The organism is Streptomyces sp. MMCC 100, assembly GCF_041538145.2.
GTDB lineage: Bacteria > Actinomycetota > Actinomycetes > Streptomycetales > Streptomycetaceae > Streptomyces.
This window is the reverse complement of sequence record NZ_JBGORK020000001.1, coordinates 7867354-7884632: the sequence shown is the minus strand read 5'-3', so window position 1 is coordinate 7884632 and position 17279 is coordinate 7867354. Positions and strand designations below refer to the sequence as shown.

General features: G+C 72.2%; 15 protein-coding genes and 3 tRNA genes. 9 read left to right on the top strand and 9 right to left on the bottom strand.

The genetic code is table 11. From position 1 onward, the window contains the following. Positions 1-63 precede the first annotated feature (63 nt). The 4 genes from purD (at position 64) to ABS735_RS36590 (ending at position 6717) form a co-directional block, all read left to right on the top strand. Positions 64-1314 carry a phosphoribosylamine--glycine ligase gene (gene purD / locus ABS735_RS36605; RefSeq protein ID WP_373904573.1) on the top strand — a complete coding sequence of 417 codons (1251 nt, stop codon included), beginning with the start codon at positions 64-66 and terminating at the stop codon, positions 1312-1314. Positions 1315-1632: 318 nt separating this feature from the next. Continuing rightward, positions 1633-3582: a hypothetical protein gene (locus ABS735_RS36600; protein ID WP_373904572.1), complete on the top strand. Its 1950-nt coding sequence runs from the start codon at positions 1633-1635 to the stop codon at positions 3580-3582. 660 nt (positions 3583-4242) lie between these two features. Continuing rightward, positions 4243-5730, top strand: a complete 1488-nt coding sequence (locus ABS735_RS36595; RefSeq protein WP_373904571.1) for a N,N-dimethylformamidase beta subunit family domain-containing protein — start codon at positions 4243-4245, stop codon at positions 5728-5730. An 87-nt stretch (positions 5731-5817) separates the two neighbouring features. Further along, the gene (locus ABS735_RS36590) at positions 5818-6717 is read left to right on the top strand and encodes a phosphoribosylaminoimidazolesuccinocarboxamide synthase (RefSeq protein WP_373904570.1); all 900 of its coding nucleotides are present in this window, start codon (positions 5818-5820) and stop codon (positions 6715-6717) included. A gap of 81 nt (positions 6718-6798) precedes the next feature. Here ABS735_RS36590 and ABS735_RS36585 read toward each other — a convergent pair. The 8 genes from ABS735_RS36585 to ABS735_RS36550 all read right to left on the bottom strand — a co-directional run bounded on the left by ABS735_RS36585 (position 6799) and on the right by ABS735_RS36550 (position 11494). Continuing rightward, a tRNA-Gly gene (locus ABS735_RS36585) sits at positions 6799-6871 on the bottom strand. A gap of 49 nt (positions 6872-6920) precedes the next feature. Continuing rightward, positions 6921-7535, bottom strand: a complete 615-nt coding sequence (locus ABS735_RS36580; RefSeq protein ID WP_373904569.1) for a response regulator — start codon at positions 7533-7535, stop codon at positions 6921-6923. Beyond that, the gene (locus ABS735_RS36575; protein ID WP_373904568.1) at positions 7532-8782 is read right to left on the bottom strand and encodes a sensor histidine kinase; all 1251 of its coding nucleotides are present in this window, start codon (positions 8780-8782) and stop codon (positions 7532-7534) included. Before ABS735_RS36575 ends, ABS735_RS36580 begins: the two co-directional genes overlap by 4 nt. Positions 8783-8861: 79 nt before the next feature. After that, positions 8862-9677, bottom strand: coding sequence for an ABC transporter permease (locus ABS735_RS36570; RefSeq protein ID WP_373904567.1), 816 nt, complete (start codon positions 9675-9677; stop codon positions 8862-8864). Continuing rightward, complete coding sequence (locus ABS735_RS36565) at positions 9674-10651, bottom strand: ABC transporter ATP-binding protein (protein WP_373904566.1); 978 nt, start codon at positions 10649-10651, stop codon at positions 9674-9676. The genes ABS735_RS36570 and ABS735_RS36565 overlap by 4 nt, the downstream gene beginning before the upstream one ends. A gap of 147 nt (positions 10652-10798) precedes the next feature. Then, positions 10799-10871 (bottom strand) — tRNA-Gly (locus ABS735_RS36560). Positions 10872-10952: 81 nt separating this feature from the next. Next, positions 10953-11024, bottom strand: a tRNA-Gly gene (locus ABS735_RS36555). A 152-nt stretch (positions 11025-11176) separates the two neighbouring features. After that, positions 11177-11494 carry a histone-like nucleoid-structuring protein Lsr2 gene (locus ABS735_RS36550; RefSeq protein ID WP_055421997.1) on the bottom strand — a complete coding sequence of 106 codons (318 nt, stop codon included), beginning with the start codon at positions 11492-11494 and terminating at the stop codon, positions 11177-11179. A gap of 350 nt (positions 11495-11844) precedes the next feature. Between ABS735_RS36550 and purS the strand changes: the two genes are divergently transcribed. Genes purS through purL form a run of 3 tightly spaced genes read left to right on the top strand, consistent with a single transcriptional unit; the run spans position 11845 to position 15049 of the window. After that, positions 11845-12117, top strand: coding sequence for a phosphoribosylformylglycinamidine synthase subunit PurS (purS, locus tag ABS735_RS36545; protein WP_003974895.1), 273 nt, complete (start codon positions 11845-11847; stop codon positions 12115-12117). After that, the gene (gene purQ, locus ABS735_RS36540) at positions 12114-12794 is read left to right on the top strand and encodes a phosphoribosylformylglycinamidine synthase subunit PurQ (protein WP_373904565.1); all 681 of its coding nucleotides are present in this window, start codon (positions 12114-12116) and stop codon (positions 12792-12794) included. The genes purS and purQ overlap by 4 nt, the downstream gene beginning before the upstream one ends. Beyond that, positions 12791-15049 carry a phosphoribosylformylglycinamidine synthase subunit PurL gene (gene purL, locus ABS735_RS36535; protein ID WP_373904564.1) on the top strand — a complete coding sequence of 753 codons (2259 nt, stop codon included), beginning with the start codon at positions 12791-12793 and terminating at the stop codon, positions 15047-15049. The genes purQ and purL overlap by 4 nt, the downstream gene beginning before the upstream one ends. Before the next feature lie 62 nt (positions 15050-15111). Here the strand turns inward: purL and ABS735_RS36530 are convergent, their stop codons facing one another. Beyond that, on the bottom strand, positions 15112-15696 hold the full coding sequence (locus ABS735_RS36530; protein WP_373904563.1) for a Uma2 family endonuclease: 585 nt from the start codon (positions 15694-15696) through the stop codon (positions 15112-15114). Positions 15697-15844: 148 nt separating this feature from the next. On the opposite strand from ABS735_RS36530, the gene ABS735_RS36525 reads away from it, so the two are divergent. Next, positions 15845-16327, top strand: a complete 483-nt coding sequence (locus tag ABS735_RS36525; protein ID WP_373905138.1) for an ArsR/SmtB family transcription factor — start codon at positions 15845-15847, stop codon at positions 16325-16327. A gap of 46 nt (positions 16328-16373) precedes the next feature. After that, positions 16374-17249, top strand: coding sequence for a M23 family metallopeptidase (locus ABS735_RS36520; RefSeq protein ID WP_373904562.1), 876 nt, complete (start codon positions 16374-16376; stop codon positions 17247-17249). Positions 17250-17279 lie beyond the last annotated feature (30 nt).

Here is a 17279-nt window from a genome sequence, read left to right as displayed (position 1 = left end):
GCGCCCCGGCCCTTCGGAAGCCCGCACAAACCGCACCGGCCCGTTCCCATTAGGCTTCACCCCGTGAAGGTCCTTGTCATCGGCGGCGGCGCCCGCGAACACGCCCTGTGCCGTTCCCTGTCCCTCGACCCCGACGTCACCGCGCTGCACTGCGCACCCGGCAACGCCGGTATCGCCGAGGTCGCCGAACTGCACCAGGTCGACGCCCTCGACGGCGCGGCCGTCACCGCGCTCGCCACCCGGCTCGGCGCCGAGCTGGTCGTCGTAGGACCCGAGGCGCCACTGGTCGCCGGGGTCGCCGACGCCGTGCGCGAGGCGGGCATCCCGGTCTTCGGCCCCTCGGGCCGGGCCGCCCGGCTGGAGGGCTCCAAAGCCTTCGCCAAGGACGTGATGGCGGGCGCCGGCGTGCCCACGGCCCGCTCCTACGTCTGCGTGAACCCCGACGAGGTCGACGCGGCCCTCGCGGCCTTCGGCGCGCCCTACGTCGTCAAGGACGACGGACTGGCCGCGGGTAAGGGCGTCGTCGTCACCGACGACGTCGAGGCGGCCCGCGCACACGCGAACGCCTGCGACCGCGTCGTCATCGAGGAGTACCTGGACGGCCCCGAGGTCTCCCTCTTCGCCGTCACCGACGGCGAGAACGTACGCCCGCTCCAGCCCGCCCAGGACTTCAAGCGCGCCCTCGACGGCGACGAGGGCCCGAACACCGGCGGCATGGGCGCCTACTCGCCGCTGCCCTGGGCCGACCCGAAGCTGGTCGACGAGGTCGTGCAGAGCGTGCTCCAGCCGACCGTCGACGAGATGCGCCGGCGCGGCACCCCGTTCTCCGGGCTCCTCTACGCCGGTCTCGCGATCACCTCGCGCGGTGTGCGCGTGATCGAGTTCAACGCCCGTTTCGGCGACCCCGAGACCCAGGTCGTGCTGGCCCGCCTGAAGACCCCGCTCGCCGGTCTGCTGATGGCCGCCGCCACCGGCAACCTCGCCGACCTCGAGCCCCTGCGCTGGAGCGACGAGGCGGCCGTCACCGTGGTCGTCGCCTCCCACAACTACCCCGGCACCCCCCGCACCGGCGACCCGATCACCGGCCTCGACGAGGTGGCCGCCCAGGACGCCCCGCACGCCTACGTCCTGCACGCCGGCACCCGCGCCGAGGGCGACGCCGTCGTCAGCGCCGGCGGCCGCGTCCTGTCCGTCACGGCCACCGGCGCCGACCTCACCGAGGCCCGCGACCGTGCCTACCGGGCCGTCGCCCGCATCGGCCTCGACGGCTCGCAGCACCGCACCGACATCGCGGCGAAGGCGGCGGGGGCGTAACCCCAGGCGGCTTGGAACACCCGTTCCGCACCGAACCCGACAGGCCCCGGCTCCCTCTCAGGAACCGGGGCCTGACCTTTGCTGTCCGTCTCCACCTTTCCCCAAAGCCATTCCATCGGGTGACCGATGGGCCATACGGCTGACGGGCGCGAGGCCCCCAACTATGGTGCCGCGCAAGCGTTCCGGCACTTGGCCCACCGGCATTGCGATGTCAGTGCCGGGTGCCACAGTGGGTGGAGTGAGCAAGAGCGGAAGAGCAGCAGTGCAGCAGGACGGTCCAGGACAGACAGGACAGCGATGAGGGGGTGAGGTCCGGCCGTGACCGGTATCGGTGGTGTGGAGATGGGCGCACTGGCCGCGCGTACCCGGGCGCTGGCGGTGCTGCGGGTCCGCAGCCGCGCGCTGGCCGTGGCCCTGCTGCCCGCTGCCGCGGCCGTGATCCTCCTCGTCGGCGGATCCACCGGGCGTCTCACGGGCGGAGGCTGGGACGTCCTTCGCTGGGTCGTGTCCGTCCTCGCGCTGGTCGTCCTGCTGGCCGCCGCCGGAGTCGCCCTGGTCGTGGCCCGCTCCAGGCCCGCCATGACCCCCACGGTCACGGTCGCCGAGGAGTCGGCGCCCGACCTCTACCGCCTGGTGCGTGACCTGGCCGACCGGCTCGACGTCCCCGCCCCCTCGGCGATAGCGCTCACCCCGGACTGCGACAGCTGGCTGGAGGACCGCACCCATCCCCTTCACGGCCCGCCGCCCGTGGACAAGCATGACGACGACCTGTCCGGCCCGGGCGAGCCCGCCCGCCGCCGGAGTGCCGCCGCGGCGCCCGTCCTGGTCATCGGCTCACCCTTCCTGTGGTGGATGCGGGTGGGCGAGCTGCGTGCCGTCCTCGCCCCGGTCGTCGCCGGTACGGGGCCCTCGGCGCACCCAGACATAGCCGCGGCCCGGCGCTTCATACGGGGCCTGGACGCCGCCGTGGCGGTGGCCTCGGCGGACCGGCGCGACCCGCTGTCCCGCGTGGCGTGCGCGGGCCTCGGCTGGGTGTCCCGGTTCCTGCTGCGCAGTTGCCGGGGTCACGCGACCGAGATGGAGCGCGGGGTCGCGGCCGCGGCCGCCGAGCGTGCACAGGCTGTGGACTACGGCCTGCGGATCGTCGCGCAGGAGCAGGTGGGGCTCGCCTACGCGGGCTGGGACCGGCTGCTGACCCGGGTGGCGCTGCCCGCCTGGCGGATGGGTCGCTGGCCCTCCCGGCTGGACGTGGGCGTCGTCGCCGCCCTTACGGAGCTGTCCCGCCGCGACCGCCTGGCCGAGGGCTTCGCCTCCCGCCTGGGTGAGCGGCCTGCCTGTGACCTGCTGGAGGAGCCCGGGACGATGGACGAGGCGGTCTCGCTCCTCGCCGCGCGCCTCTTTCACGGAGGGCCGGCCGAGACCGGTCAGGACTGGTCGCCGGTCGGGTGGGACGAGTATCCCGAGGAGGTCGTCGACCGGACCTGGCGCACGGACGCGGCCCGCCTGCACCGGGTGCTCGACACCCTGGGCGTCCGCCGCGCCGCCGGGGGCACCGCGCCGGGCACGGACGGCCCGACCCTGGCCCGCGTCCTGGACCACCTCACGATCCCGGACACGGCGATCACCGTCACCCCTTCCGCCGACGCCGGCGCGGGCACGGAGGCCGGAAACGGCACCGCCGCCTGGCCGGGCGCCCCGGACACCGCCGACACGCCTGCCCAGTACGGCGACCACGGCGCCCCGCATCCGACGTACGGCGACCACGACAGGCACCCGACATACGGCGACCCCGACACCCCCGCCGACGACGAGGACGACCTCGCCGGCACCACGGCCCGGGGTGCCGCCCTGGCCGCCGGGCTCAGTGCGCAGCTGGCCCGCGAGGAGGCGCAGGCTCGGCCCGCCGGAGCCGGGGCCCACTCCTCGCCCCCGGGGCCAAGCGCCGGGCCGGGAGCCGGAGCCGGTCCCGACGCCGCGCTCTGGGACGACCGCGCGCTTCCGCTCCTTCCGCTGCAGCCCCCGCGCACCGGGCGCGAGATCCTCACCGCGCACATCACGTCGATGGTGTGCTGCGCGGCGATGGACACCGCCGGCGCGGCCCCCGGCCTCGACTGGCTCGACGGACCGTCGCTGCTGTTCGACGGCGCCCGCACCGCGGACCTGGCGCCCAGCGTGCTCAGCCTCGTCGAGACGGGCGACCCGGGCCCGCTGCGCGCCTGGATGACCGACCTCGGGATACGCCCGGAGAAGCCGGTGCGTCTGGTCTGACCCCTGGACGGCCCCCCGGCCCCCGGCTCCACGGTCTCCGGCTCCACGGCGCCCCGGCTCCACGGTCTCCGGCTCCACGGCGCCCCGGCCTCACGGTCTCCGGCTCCACGGCGTCCCGGCCTGACGGTCTCCGGCCTCACGGTCTCCGGCTCCACGGCGTCCCGGCCTGACGGTCTCCGGCCTCACGGTCTCCGGCTCCACGGCGTCCCGGCCTGACGGTCTCCGGCCTCACGGTCTCCGGCTCCACGGCGCCCCGGCCTCACGGCCTCCGGCTCCACGGCCTCACGGCCTCCGGCTCCACGGCCTCCGGCCTCACGGCGCCCCGGCCTCACGGCGCCCCGGCCTCACGGCCTCACGGCCGCCTCCGGCCCCGCGGCCTCCGACCTCACGGCCCCCGGCCCCGCGGCCTCCGACCTCACGGCCCCCGGCCTCACAGCCCCCGGCCTCACGGCCCCCGGGCCTTACGACTCCACGGCCACCGCCCGCGCCCCGCACGCCCCGGGCTCGGTGGAATCGGACTCTCCTATTCCACTTTCGGCCACTTCGCGACGAACAGTGACAGCCCGCGTGCGAAATGTGATGTGCTGGGACCGATCGCGCACATGGCAAAGGCGTTCGTCATACGCACGACCGCGGGGGCACTAGGGAGGGGACTGTCCCATGGGGCCCGAGCAGATCCGCCGCTGGGAGTCCGGAGCACTCGCGCACGCCGTGACGGACCCCTTCGGACAGGGGCCCGTCCCCTGGCTGCGCGGCGGCGAGACGTACTTCGGCGACACCGGCCAGGTGGTCGCCTGGTACGCGGACCAGGAGTATTCCGGCACCGGCACCGGCACCCGCACCGGTGCCGGCACTGGTGGCGGCCCCCGCGCCGCCGACGACGTGCGCCGCCAGATCAAGGGCTTCACCTCGACGGGAGCCGTCGCCCCCGGCGAGGCCATCGACTTCCACATCACCGTCGACCCGCCGCAGGAGTTCGGCGTCGACGTCTACCGGATCGGCCACTACGGCGGTGACGGCGCCGCCAAGATCACCACCAGCCCCCGCCTGTCCGGCATCGTCCAGCCCCCGCCGCTCACCGCCGACCGCACGGTCTCCTGCCACCACTGGTGGCTGTCCTGGCGGCTGCAGATCCCCACGTACTGGAACGTCGGCGCGTACGTGGCCGTCCTCACCACCGCCGACGGCTACCGCTCCCACGTGCCCTTCACGGTCCGCGACAGCCACCCGGCCGACCTGCTTCTCCTCCTGCCGGACGTCACCTGGCAGGCGTACAACCTCTACCCGGAGGACGGCCGCACCGGCGCCAGCCTCTACCACGCCTGGGACGAGGAGGGCCGGCTCCTCGGCGAGGCGGACGCCGCGACGACCGTCTCCTTCGACCGCCCGTACGCCGGTGCCGGTCTTCCCCTCCACGTGGGCCACGCCTACGACTTCATCCGCTTCGCCGAGCGCTACGGCTACGACCTCGCCTACGCCGACGCCCGCGACCTGCACTCCGGCCGCGTCGACCCGACCCGCTACCGGGGCCTGGTCTTCCCGGGCCACGACGAGTACTGGTCCAGCGCCATGCGCCGCACCACGGAACTGGCCCGCGAGCAGGGGACGTCCCTGGTCTTCCTCTCCGCCAACACCATGTACTGGCAGGTGGAGCTGGCCCCCTCCCCGTCCGGTGCCGCCGACCGCCTGCTGACCTGCCGCAAACGCAAGGGGCCCGGCCGGCCCGCGCTGTGGCGGGAGATCGACCGCCCCGAGCAGCAGCTGCTCGGCATCCAGTACGCCGGCCGCGTCCCCGAACCGCACCCGGTGATCGTCCGCAACGCCGGTCACTGGCTCTGGGAGGCCACCGGGGCGCACGAGGGCGACGAGATCGAGGACCTGGTGGCGGGCGAGGCCGACCGCTACTTCCCGCGCACCGCCCTCCCCGAGCACGACGAGCGGGTCCTGCTCGCCCACTCCCCGTACGCCGACGTGGACGGCGTCCGGCGCCACCAGGAGACGTCGCTGTACCGGGCCCCGTCGGGCGCCTGGGTCTTCGCGTCCGGCACGTTCGCCTGGTCCCCGGCCCTGGACCGCCCCGGCCACGTCGACCCGCGCGTCCAGCGCGCCACGGCCAACCTCCTGGACCGCATCTGCAAACGGGACTGAGACCCGGGCCCGAGACCGACCCGCCGTCCACCGCGCCTCCGACATACGGGAGAATCGGGGTATTGGACAGAACCACGGGGAGGAACCGTGTCCGGATTCGTTGAAAAGCCCGAGCCGATCCAGGTTCCGGGTCTGGTGCATCTGCACACCGGCAAGGTGCGCGAGCTGTACCGGAATGAGGCGGGCGACCTCGTGATGGTCGCCAGCGACCGCATCTCCGCCTACGACTGGGTGCTGCCGACCGAGATCCCCGACAAGGGCCGGGTCCTCACCCAGCTCTCCCTGTGGTGGTTCGAGCAGCTCGCCGACCTGGCCCCGAACCACGTCCTGAGCACGGAGCTGCCCCCCGGCGCCCCCGCCGACTGGGAGGGCCGCGCCCTGGTCTGCAGGTCGCTGCGGATGGTCCCCGTGGAGTGCGTGGCCCGCGGCTACCTCACCGGCTCGGGCCTGGCGGAGTACGACGAGACCCGCACCGTCTGCGGCCTCGCCCTCCCCGAGGGCCTCGTCGACGGCTCGGAGCTGCCCGCCCCGATCTTCACCCCGGCCACCAAGGCCGAGGTCGGCGAGCACGACGAGAACGTCTCCTACGAGGAGGTCGCCCGCCAGGTCGGCCCGGACACCGCGGCCCGCCTGCGCCAGGCCACCCTCGCCGTCTACTCCCGTGCCCGGGACATCGCCCGTGAGCGCGGCATCGTCCTCGCGGACACCAAGTTCGAGTTCGGCTTCAGCGACGACGACCTGATCCTCGCCGACGAGGTCCTCACCCCGGACTCCTCCCGCTTCTGGCCGGCCGACCAGTGGCAGCCGGGCCGCGCGCAGCCGTCGTACGACAAGCAGTTCGTGCGGGACTGGCTGACCTCGGCCGAGTCCGGCTGGGACCGCGGGAGCGAGCAGCCCCCGCCCCCGCTGCCGCAGCAGGTCGTGGACGCCACCCGCGCCAAGTACGTGGAGGCCTATGAGCTCCTGACCGGCCAGAGCTGGTCGTAGCGGCCGCCCCGCCCGCCGCAGCCGTGCGGCGGGCGCGGACACGAAGAAGCCCCCGGCCGGAGCCGGGGGCTTCTCACACGGAGCGAACGACGAGGTTCGAACTCGCGACCTCAACCTTGGCAAGGTTGCGCTCTACCAACTGAGCTACGTTCGCACTGCGCGGTGGGCGGGAGTCCGGGGACTTCGCCGTGGCGCGAGAGCCACTATACCCAACCCCGCTCCCGTGCGAGACGCACCGCCGCGTGCCGGTTCTCCGCTCCGAGCTTGCTCGCGGCCGACGACAGATAGTTCCGTACGGTCCCCTCGGCGAGCGCGGCGCGCTCGGCGATCTCCGAGACGGGCGCCCCGTCGGCGGCGTGCTCCAGTACCTCGGCCTCGCGCGCGGTCAGCGGCGAGTCCCCGGCGGAGATCGCGTCGGCGGCCAACTCGGGGTCGACGTAACGGTTTCCGGCGTGCACCGTGCGGATCAGCTCGGCGAGCCGCTGGGCGCTGACCGTCTTGGGGACGAACCCGCGCACGCCCGCCGCGAGCGCCCGCTTCAGGTGTCCGGGCCGCCCGTGACTGGTCACGATCAGCACCTTGCAGCCGGGCAGCTCGGCCCGCAGCGATGTGGCGACCTTCACACCGTCGGCGCCCGGCATCTGGAGGTCCAGCACGGCGACGTCCGGGGCGTGCGCGCGCGCCATCGCCAGCGCCTCCGGGCCGGTGGCCGCCTCGGCGACCACGATCAGGTCGTCCTCCAGGGACAGCAGGGCCGCCAGCGCCCCGCGGATGAGGTGCTCGTCGTCGGCGAGCAGGACGCGCACGGTCGTCGTCACGAGGCGACCCCCAGCGCGGCCGCACCGGTCGCGGCGGCCGGCAACGGCACCTCGGCCGTCAGCCGGAACACGCCCTTGCCGGCGGGCCCCGCCTCCAGCGTGCCGTCGACCGCGGAGAGCCGCTCCCGCAGCCCCGCGAGCCCCGAGCCGCCCGAGTCCGCCGAGGGGCCGTCCCCCGTCGCCTCCGTCACCCCGTCGTTCTCCACCGTCAGCACAACCCGCCCCTCCGACATCCGCACCACCACGGCGACCTTCTCCGCATCCCCGTGCCGCAGCACGTTCGTGGTCGCCTCCCGCACCACCCAGCCGAGCGCCGACTGCACCTCGGAGGGCAGACCGGCCGTCTCGCCGGTGATCTCCGAGACGATCCCCGCCGCCGAGAGCACACCCCGGGCGCCGGCCAGTTCGACCTCCAGGGCGGCCTCCCGGTAGCCGCGCACGACGTCCCGGACCTCGCGCTGCGACTCCTGGGCGATGCGCTGCACCTCGATCATCTGCTCCACCGCCTCGGGCCTCCCGCGCCGGGACAGCTGGACGGCCAGCTCGCTCTTGAGCGCGATCACCGCCAGGTTCCGGCCCATCACGTCGTGCATGTCCCGGCCGAACCGCAGCCGCTCCTCGGCGACGGCGAGCCTGGCCCGGGTCTCCTTGGCGTCGTCGAGCGCGTAGACCGCGTTGAGCAGCCAGAGGGAGAAGATCGAGGTGACGGCGAGGAACCCGCCGGTCACCATCACCAGGCCGGCCAGCACGACCGACGCGAGGGCGGGCATCTCCAGCGGGAACGTCATGAGCCCCGCACCCAGCGCGAAGGCCCCGACGACGGCGACCATACGCCGCCGGCCACGCACCCCGAGCGTGATGACACCGGCGCCGAAGCACATGACGCCTCCGTAGACCGAGCCCGCCGCGGTCTCCACCTCGCCGGCCGGTCCGCGGTCCGCGATCACGACCGCGGTGATCGCGACCACGGCGGTGACGGCGACGAGCGTCCACATCAGCCGCACGGGCTGCGGGCGCCGGCCGAGCGTCCAGTCCAGCGCCCGGGACGAGACCAGCATGCAGACGGCGGCGTGCACGGTGACCAGCAGGCACAGCGCGGAGGCGAGTCCGACGCCGGTCCGGCCGTAGGCGCTCACCCCGAGCGCGAACACCTCGATGCCCCCGAAGAAGTGGAACGACCACCGCGTGTACGTCTCCACCTTCTCCGGCGTGCTCTTGAGCCGCCACCATCCGCCCGGCCTGCGCATCCGTCCGCCGCTCCCACTCGCCTCGTACGTCCTCGTACGTCCCCGTACGTCCCCGTACGTCCTCGTACGGCCTTGTACGTCAGTGCCGTGGCTCCCAGCGGAACCACCGCCGTACAGCAAACACCGCGAGCACGGTCCAGGCCACCGCCGTCAGCACGGCGCCCAGTGCGTCGTACGCCGAGAGGTCGCCGGTCCAGCCGCCGCGCACCAGGGTGATGACGGGGGTCAGCGGCAGCAGCTCGCAGATGGAGGCCAGCCGGTCGGGCAGCAGCTCCAGCGGGACGAACATGCCGGAGCCGAGCATGGACACGAACATGAACGGCAGCGGCGTGACCTGCGCGCTCTCACCGGTCCTGGTGAAGCTCGCGGTGCCCGCCGCGAGCGCGGCGCACATCACCAGGCCGAGCAGCAGGCCGACGACGGCCAGGTGGGGTGCCGACGGCGCGGACAGGTCGAGGAGCACCGCGCAGCCCACCGCGAGCAGCAGGGACTGCACGAGCCCGCTGAGCACGGCCGGCAGGGCGGACCCGCCGAGGATCTCCACGTCCCGCAGTTCACCGGTGCGCAGCCGCTTGAGGACGAGTTCCTCGCGGCGGACGACGAAGACGCCGACGAGGGCCGAGTAGACGGCGAACAGCAGGGAGAAGCCGATCGCGGCGGGCAGGACGAGGGTTCCGGTGGTCAGTCCGGCCTCGGCGAGGTCCATCTCCTTCGCCCCCGCCCGCACGCTGAACGGCAGCACCAACGGCACGAACAGGGCTGCGAAGACGGTGCCCTTGTTCCGCCCGAGCAGGGTCAGTTCGGCGCGGGCGAGGGCGGCCATGCGGCTCGTCGGCGTGGTGGCCGACGTCCCGGCGGAGCCCTTCGCGCGGGCCGGTGCGTTGGTGGCGCTCATGCCGCGTACTCCTTCTCCGTCGTCGTCCTGGTGTCGGCCGCCCCGGCGGACACCTCCTTGGCGATGCTGAGGAAGGCCTCCTCCAGGGACGCCGAGCGCACGTCCAGGCGGCGCAGCTCCACACCGGCCCGTCCGGCCCACACCAGCAGGCCGGTGGCCGCGCGCTGGAGCTCCCGGGTGCGCAGCTTCACCGTGCGGCCGTCGACCTCGTGGTCGCTCACGCCCAGTTCGCCGAGCGGCGGCAGGTCGCCCACGAAGTAGCCGTCGGGCAGTTCGAAGGAGATCCGGGACGGCTGCGCGGCGGTCACCTCGGCCGGGGTGCCGGTGGCGGCGATCCGGCCCTCGTGCATGATCGCGAGCCGGTCGGCGAGGTGCTCGGCCTCCTCCAGGTAGTGCGTGGTCAGCAGCACCGTCGTACCGCCGTCGCGCAGGGCGCTCACCAACTCCCAGGTGTCCCGGCGGCCTTCGGCGTCCAGGCCGGTGCTGGGCTCGTCGAGGAAGAGCACCTCGGGATCGCCGAGCAGCGCGAGCGCCAGGTCCAGGCGGCGCCGCTGGCCCCCGGACAGCTGCTTCACGCGGGTGCCGGCCTTGGCCTCGAGACCGACCAGCGCCAGCACCTCGGCCGGCGGCCGGGCGCCGCTCACGCACCCCGCCCACATCCGTGCCGTCTCGGCGACCGTCAGCTCGGAGGGGAAGCCGCCCTCCTGGAGCATGACCCCGGTGCGGGGGCGTACGGCGGCCCGCTCGGTGTACGGGTCGTGCCCGAGGACGCGCACCCGTCCGCCGGCCGGCGCGGCCAGCCCTTCCAGCAGCTCGACCGTCGACGTCTTGCCGGCGCCGTTGGTGCCGAGCAGTGCGAAGACCTCGCCGCGGCGCACGGAGAAGTCGATCCCGCGCACGGCCTCGAACCCGCCCCCGTACACACGCCGAAGGTCGGTGACCTCAATCACGTGTTCGTGTTCGTTGGTTTGCATGCTTCAAGGATTCCGGCGCCCGGGGCGGGACGACAGTGCGGCCCGTCATCACCCGGCATGACAAATGTCAGGGGTGGGCCGGCGGAGGGCTCGAAGGCCGGGCGCACGAAAAGACCCCGATCCTGGAGGACCGGGGTCTGATTCCCGAGCGGACGACGAGGCTCGAACTCGCGACCTCAACCTTGGCAAGGTTGCGCTCTACCAACTGAGCTACGTCCGCATATGCTCCCGACCGGCCTTCACCGATCGGTGCGAGCACCAGCCTACCTGATCCCATCGGGTCATCGGTACGGCGGTGCAGAGCGGGTGACAGGAATTGCACACTGCGCCTTCCCCCTGGAAGGGGGATGTTCTACTACTGAACTACACCCGCATGTTCCGTGAGCTGGACCTTTCGGCCTCGCCCCTCGGCGTGCTCCAGACTTTAGCTGATCACCCGGGGTGCCGCGCAAGTCGGTTGCCGCGAGGGGCGGCTGAGCGGCCGTCGGCCGCCCGCGCCGGACGCCCGGCTCACCGGACGCCGGCTCACTGCGCCTCGGCGAACGCCTCGTACACCTTCTTCGGGATCCGGCCCCGCGCGGGCACGTCCATCTTGTTCGCCTGGGCCCAGGCGCGGACCGCCGCCGGGTCGGGGGCGACCTCCGTCTGCCGGTACGCCTTGCCGGACCGGGAGCGCTTGCGGCCGGCCGAGACGTAGGGCTCGAGCGCCTTGCGCAGTTTCCGGGCATTGGCTTCGTTCAGGTCGATCTCGTACATCCTGCCGTCGACTCCGAAGGCGATCGTCTCCGCCGCTTCCGAGCCGTCGATGTCGTCAAAGAGAGTGACTACGACACGCTGCGCCACGAATATCGGTCCCTTCGTGCGGCATCTCCGCGATGACGTGCCTCAACGTGCCAAGACGCCGCGATGATGCCGACTGTTCGCCTGTAATTGGGCAAAGTATCGGCTAATGACATTTCATTTGTACAGTGCCCGGCATTGCAATGGGAAGACCGACTAAATCTTCCCGCGTGTCTGTCGCGCAATAGGCGCCCGCGTTGGATCCGGGATCTTTCCCGAAGCTTTTCGCGACCGCCTCCTCCCGATGCCGAATCGTGACTGGGCTCACGTAGATTCCTCCAAGGCTACGCGCGTAGAAATTTTGTACGGGTAGTCTGAAGGAACCTGCTCAGCACCACACACCGGGAGTGCCAGTGGCACGCGTCGTAGTCGACGTCATGCTCAAGCCGGAGATCCTCGACCCCCAGGGCCAGGCGGTGCAGCGCGCACTGCCGCGACTGGGTTTCGAAGGGATCTCGGACGTCCGTCAGGGAAAGCGATTCGAACTGGAAGTGGACGGGCCGGTCGACGACGCCGCCCTCGCCCGCATCCATGATCTTGCGGAATCCTTCCTCGCCAACACCGTGATCGAGGACTTCACCGTCAAGGTCGAGTCCGAAGACGTAGTCGCGGGGGCGGCGAAGTGACCGCTCGTATTGGCGTCGTCACTTTCCCCGGCAGCCTCGACGACCGGGACACGCAGCGCGCGATCCGCGTCGCCGGCGCGGAACCCGTCGCCCTCTGGCACAAGGACAAGGACCTCAAGCAGGTCGACGCCGTGGTGCTGTGCGGCGGTTTCTCGTACGGCGATTATCTGCGCGCCGGCGCCATCGCCCGCTTCTCGCCGGTGATGGACACCGTCATCGACCAGGCCAGGGCCGGCCTGCCGGTGCTGGGCATCTGCAACGGCTTCCAGATCCTCACCGAGGCCCACCTGCTGCCCGGCGGCATGCTGGGCAACGACCACCTGCACTTCGTCTGCCGCGACCAGAAGCTGCGGGTGGAGAACGCGGGCACCGCCTGGACCAGCGACTACACCGCCGGCCAGGAGATCCACATCCCGCTGAAGAACATGGACGGCCGCTACGTCGCCGACCGGCGCACGCTGGACGAGCTGGAGGCCGAGGGGCGGGTGGCCTTCCGGTACATGGACTTCAACCCGAACGGCTCGCTCAACGACATCGCCGGCATCACCAACGCCGCCGGGAACGTCGTCGGCCTCATGCCGCACCCCGAGCACGCCGTCGAGTCGCTGATCGGTACGGGCCGTACCGACGGCCTGCCGTTCTTCACCTCGATCCTCAAGAAGCTGGTCAACGCATGAGCCGGACGCCTCTGGACACGGTCGAGCACGCGACCGCGACCCCCGACGTCGAGCTGCCCTGGGCCGAGCTGGGCCTGAAGAAGGACGAGTACGAGAGGGTCGTGGAGATCCTCGGCCGCCGCCCCACCGGCGCGGAGCTGGCGATGTACTCCGTCATGTGGTCCGAGCACTGCTCGTACAAGAGCAGCAAGGTGCACCTGCGCCAGTTCGGCGAGAAGGCCCCCGAGTCCGAGGCGATGCTCGTCGGCATCGGCGAGAACGCCGGTGTCGTCGACGTCGGCCAGGGCTACGCGGTCACCTTCAAGGTCGAGTCGCACAACCACCCGTCCTACGTCGAGCCCTACCAGGGCGCGGCCACCGGCGTCGGCGGCATCGTCCGCGACATCATCGCGATGGGCGCGCGTCCCGTCGCCGTCGTGGACCCGCTGCGCTTCGGCGCCGCCGACCACCCCGACACCAAGCGCGTGCTGCCCGGCGTCGTCGCGGGCATCGGCGGCTACGGCAACTGCCTGGGCCTGCCCAACATCGGCGGCGAGGTCGTCTTCGACGCCTGCTACCAGGGCAACCCGCTGGTCAACGCCGGTGCCATCGGCGTCATGCGGCACGAGGACATCCACCTTGCGAAGGCGTCGGGCGCGGGCAACAAGGTCATCCTGTACGGCGCCCGCACCGGCGGCGACGGCATCGGCGGCGCGTCGATCCTGGCGAGCGAGACCTTCGACGACGCCAAGCCTTCCAAGCGCCCCGCCGTCCAGGTCGGCGACCCCTTCCAGGAGAAGCTCCTCATCGAGTGCACCCTGGAGGCGTTCGCCGAGAAGCTGGTCGTCGGCATCCAGGACCTGGGAGCCGCGGGCCTGTCCTGCGCGACGAGCGAGCTGGCGTCGAACGGCTCCGGCGGCATGCGCGTGACCTTGGACGACGTACCTCTTCGCGACTCCACCCTCTCGCCCGAGGAAATCCTCATGAGCGAGTCGCAGGAGCGGATGTGCGCGGTCGTCGAGCCGGAGAAGGTCGACCGCTTCCTCGAGATCTGCGACAAGTGGGACGTCATCGCCACCGTCATCGGTGAGGTCACCGACGGCGACCGCCTGGAGATCTTCTGGCACGGCGGCAAGATCGTCGACGTCGACCCGCGCACGGTCGCCCACGAGGGCCCCACGTACGAGCGCCCCTACGCGCGCCCGGACTGGCAGGACGCCCTCCAGGCCGACGACGCGGGCAAGCTGCCCCGGCCGGGGACGTCCGACGAGCTGAAGGACCAGGTCCTCAAGCTCGTCGGCTCGCCCAACCAGGCGTCCAAGCAGTGGATCACCCAGCAGTACGACCACTTCGTGCAGGGCAACACCGTCCTCGCCCAGCCCGAGGACTCGGGCATGATCCGCGTGGACGAGGAGTCCGGCCTCGGCGTCGCCATCGCGACCGACGGCAACGGCCGCTACGCCAAGCTCGACCCGTACACGGGCGCGCAGCTGGCCCTGGCGGAGGCCTACCGCAACGTGGCCACCACCGGCGCGAAGCCCCTCGCGGTCTCCGACTGCCTGAACTTCGGTTCGCCGGAGGACCCGGCGGTCATGTGGCAGTTCGCGGAGGCCGTGCGCGGCCTGGCCGACGGCTGTCAGCAGCTGGGCACCCCGGTGACCGGCGGCAACGTCTCGCTCTACAACCAGACCGGCGAGGCCGCCATCCACCCGACCCCGGTGGTCGCGGTCCTCGGCGTCATCGACGACGTGGCCCGCCGCACGCCGGTCGCCTTCCAGGAGGACGGCCAGCTGCTGTACCTGCTGGGCGACACGCGTGAGGAGTTCGGCGGCTCGGCCTGGTCCCAGGTGATCCACGACCACCTCGGCGGCCTGCCCCCGAAGGTCGACCTGGAGCGTGAGCGCCTGCTCGGTGAGATCCTGATCTCCGCCTCCCGCGACGGCATGATCGACTCCGCGCACGACCTGTCCGACGGCGGTCTGATCCAGGCGGTCGTCGAGTCGGCGCTGCTGGGCGACAAGGGCGCGCGTCTGGTCGTACCGGACGGTCTTGACGCCTTCACCTTCCTGTTCTCGGAGTCGGCGGGCCGCGCGGTCGTCGCCGTCCCGCGCTCGGAGGAACTCCGCTTCAACGACATGTGCGGCGCCCGCGGCCTGCCCGTCACCCGCATCGGCGTCGTGGACGGGGACGCGGTCGAGGTCCAGGGCGAGTTCACCCTCCCCCTGACCGAGCTGCGCGAGGCCCACGAGGGGACGATCCCGGGGCTGCTGGCGTAGTCCCTCGATCCCCTGCGACGCAGAGGTCCCGCCCGGTCGGTTCCGGGCGGGACCTCTGCGTTTCAGCGGACGTAGTTCTTGAGGATCTCCGTGTCGAGCTCGATGCCGACCGGGTCGGGGAGCACCAACGTCTCGCCGAACTTCGTGACGCGGGCGTCGCGGTAGCCGCCGACCTGCCGGTCCGGGGAGCTGTGCACCGTGACTGTGCAGGAATCCCGGTCGATCAAGAGGTACACAGGAATTCCCGCCTCGCCGTAGGCGGCCGGCTTCTCGTGACGGTCTCGTCGGTCCGTGTCCGAGTCGTACGAGGTCACCTCGACGACCATGAGCGCGCCATCCGGGTCGGCCCACTCCCCGTTTCCGGCGAAGTGGGCCTCCGGCGCGAGGATGGCATCCGGTTTCGCCCTGCTCCGCCGGTACGCGTCGACGCGCAGGCCTTGGCCCTGCGCCAGGTCCAGTTCGGGCCGGCTCTGCATACAGCGCCGGGTCAGCCAAGACAAGATGGTGGTGTGGTCTCCGTCGGTCACTGCTTTGGTCCCGATCCGTCCGTCAATGAACTCCAACGTGACGGTCTCGGGAGCGGCGGAAGCGATCGTTTCGAACTCGTCCACCGACATCTGAGACGTGTGCTCGGCCATAACCGTCATGTTGCACCTCCTTCCAGGCGCGGACCAGTGTTTCCGGCACTGCGGCCCTCCCGGGCCGCCTTCCGCCGCCAGACACACGTACGAGTGACCGTTGCACGTGATTACGTATCTACGTAATATCGTACGAGTGAAGCAACTGGAACAACGCGTGGCCGATCTCGAACGGCGGCTCGCCGCACTGGAAGCTGCCGACCGGCCCGCCCCCGGCCCCGAAGGGGGCGACCTCTGGGCCCTGGAAGGGCTCAAGCAGCAGCTCACCGAGCTGGGGGCGACAACCGGAGGTGTCCTGTTCACCGGCTCCGTGCGCCTGCCGACCGGCGAGCAGTACGCCTGGCAGCACGGCACGCTCACCGACGGACTGATGGACGTCGACTGGGCCGAGTCCGCCGAGGGGTTCGCCGCGCTCGGGCACCCCGTGCGACTGCGGCTGCTGCGGGAGGTGCTGGGCGGGCGGCGCACCGCCGCCGAGCTGGCCGAGCTGGAAGGGATGGGCACGACCGGCCAGATCTACCACCACCTGCGCCAGCTCACCGGCGCCGGCTGGCTGCACACCACCGGCCGGGGCCGCCACGAGGTGCCGCCGGGGCGGGTCGTGCCGCTGCTGGTGGCGCTGTCGACCGCGCGGAACTGACCGGGACCGTCAGGACCGTCAGGACCGTCACGAACAAGGGGGAACGATGTCCGTACGCAAACTCGCCATGATCACCTTCAGGGTGCTGCAACTCGCCTTCCTGGCCCTGGTGGCCGTCGGCGTGATCTTCGACCCGGGGTATCCGTGGTGGGGTGTCTTCCTGCCGCTGGTCCTCGCCTACGTCCTGATCGCCGTGGTCAACCGGTGGGGCGGCGGCGCCCCGGACGCTTCCGGCAAGGCCCGCGAGCCCGTCGAGGTCGCCCCGCCGGTCACCGGCCGCTGGTCCGCGCTGAACAGCCCGGCCGACCGCACCCCCAGCCACGGCGTCCACGCCTACGGACAGACCTTCGCCATCGACCTCGTCGCCGAACCGGAGCCCGCCGCCCGCCCCGGCTTCCGCGCCCTGTGGCCGCTCGCCCGGCGCGGCCGCGACTTCCCGGCGTTCGGCGCCCCGCTCCTCGCGGTGGCCGACGGCACGGTCGTACGGGCCGACGACGGCCAGCGCGACCACCTGAGCCGCACCTCGCTGCCCGCGCTGCTGTACCTGATGGTCGTCGAGGGCTCGGTGCGTGAGCTGGCCGGTGCCCGGCGCATCGTCGGCAATCACCTCGTCCTCGACCTCGGCGACGGCGTCCACGCCCTGTACGCCCACGTCAGGCGGGGTTCCTTCACCGTCCGCGAGGGCGACCGCGTCCGCGCCGGGCAGGTGATCGCCCGGTGCGGCAACTCCGGCAACTCCACCGAGCCCCACGTCCACTTCCAGTTGATGGACGGACCCGACCCGGACACCGCCCGGGGCGTCCCGTTCACCTGGCGCGGCATCGGCGTACCGCGCAACGGCGAGGTCTTCGACGTAGCGGAACCGGCCCCTGCCTCTCCCGCCTCGCCTCCCTCTCCCGCATCCCCCGCTTCCCGCGACTAGGCACCTGTTAGCTTCGTCGGTGATCACGGC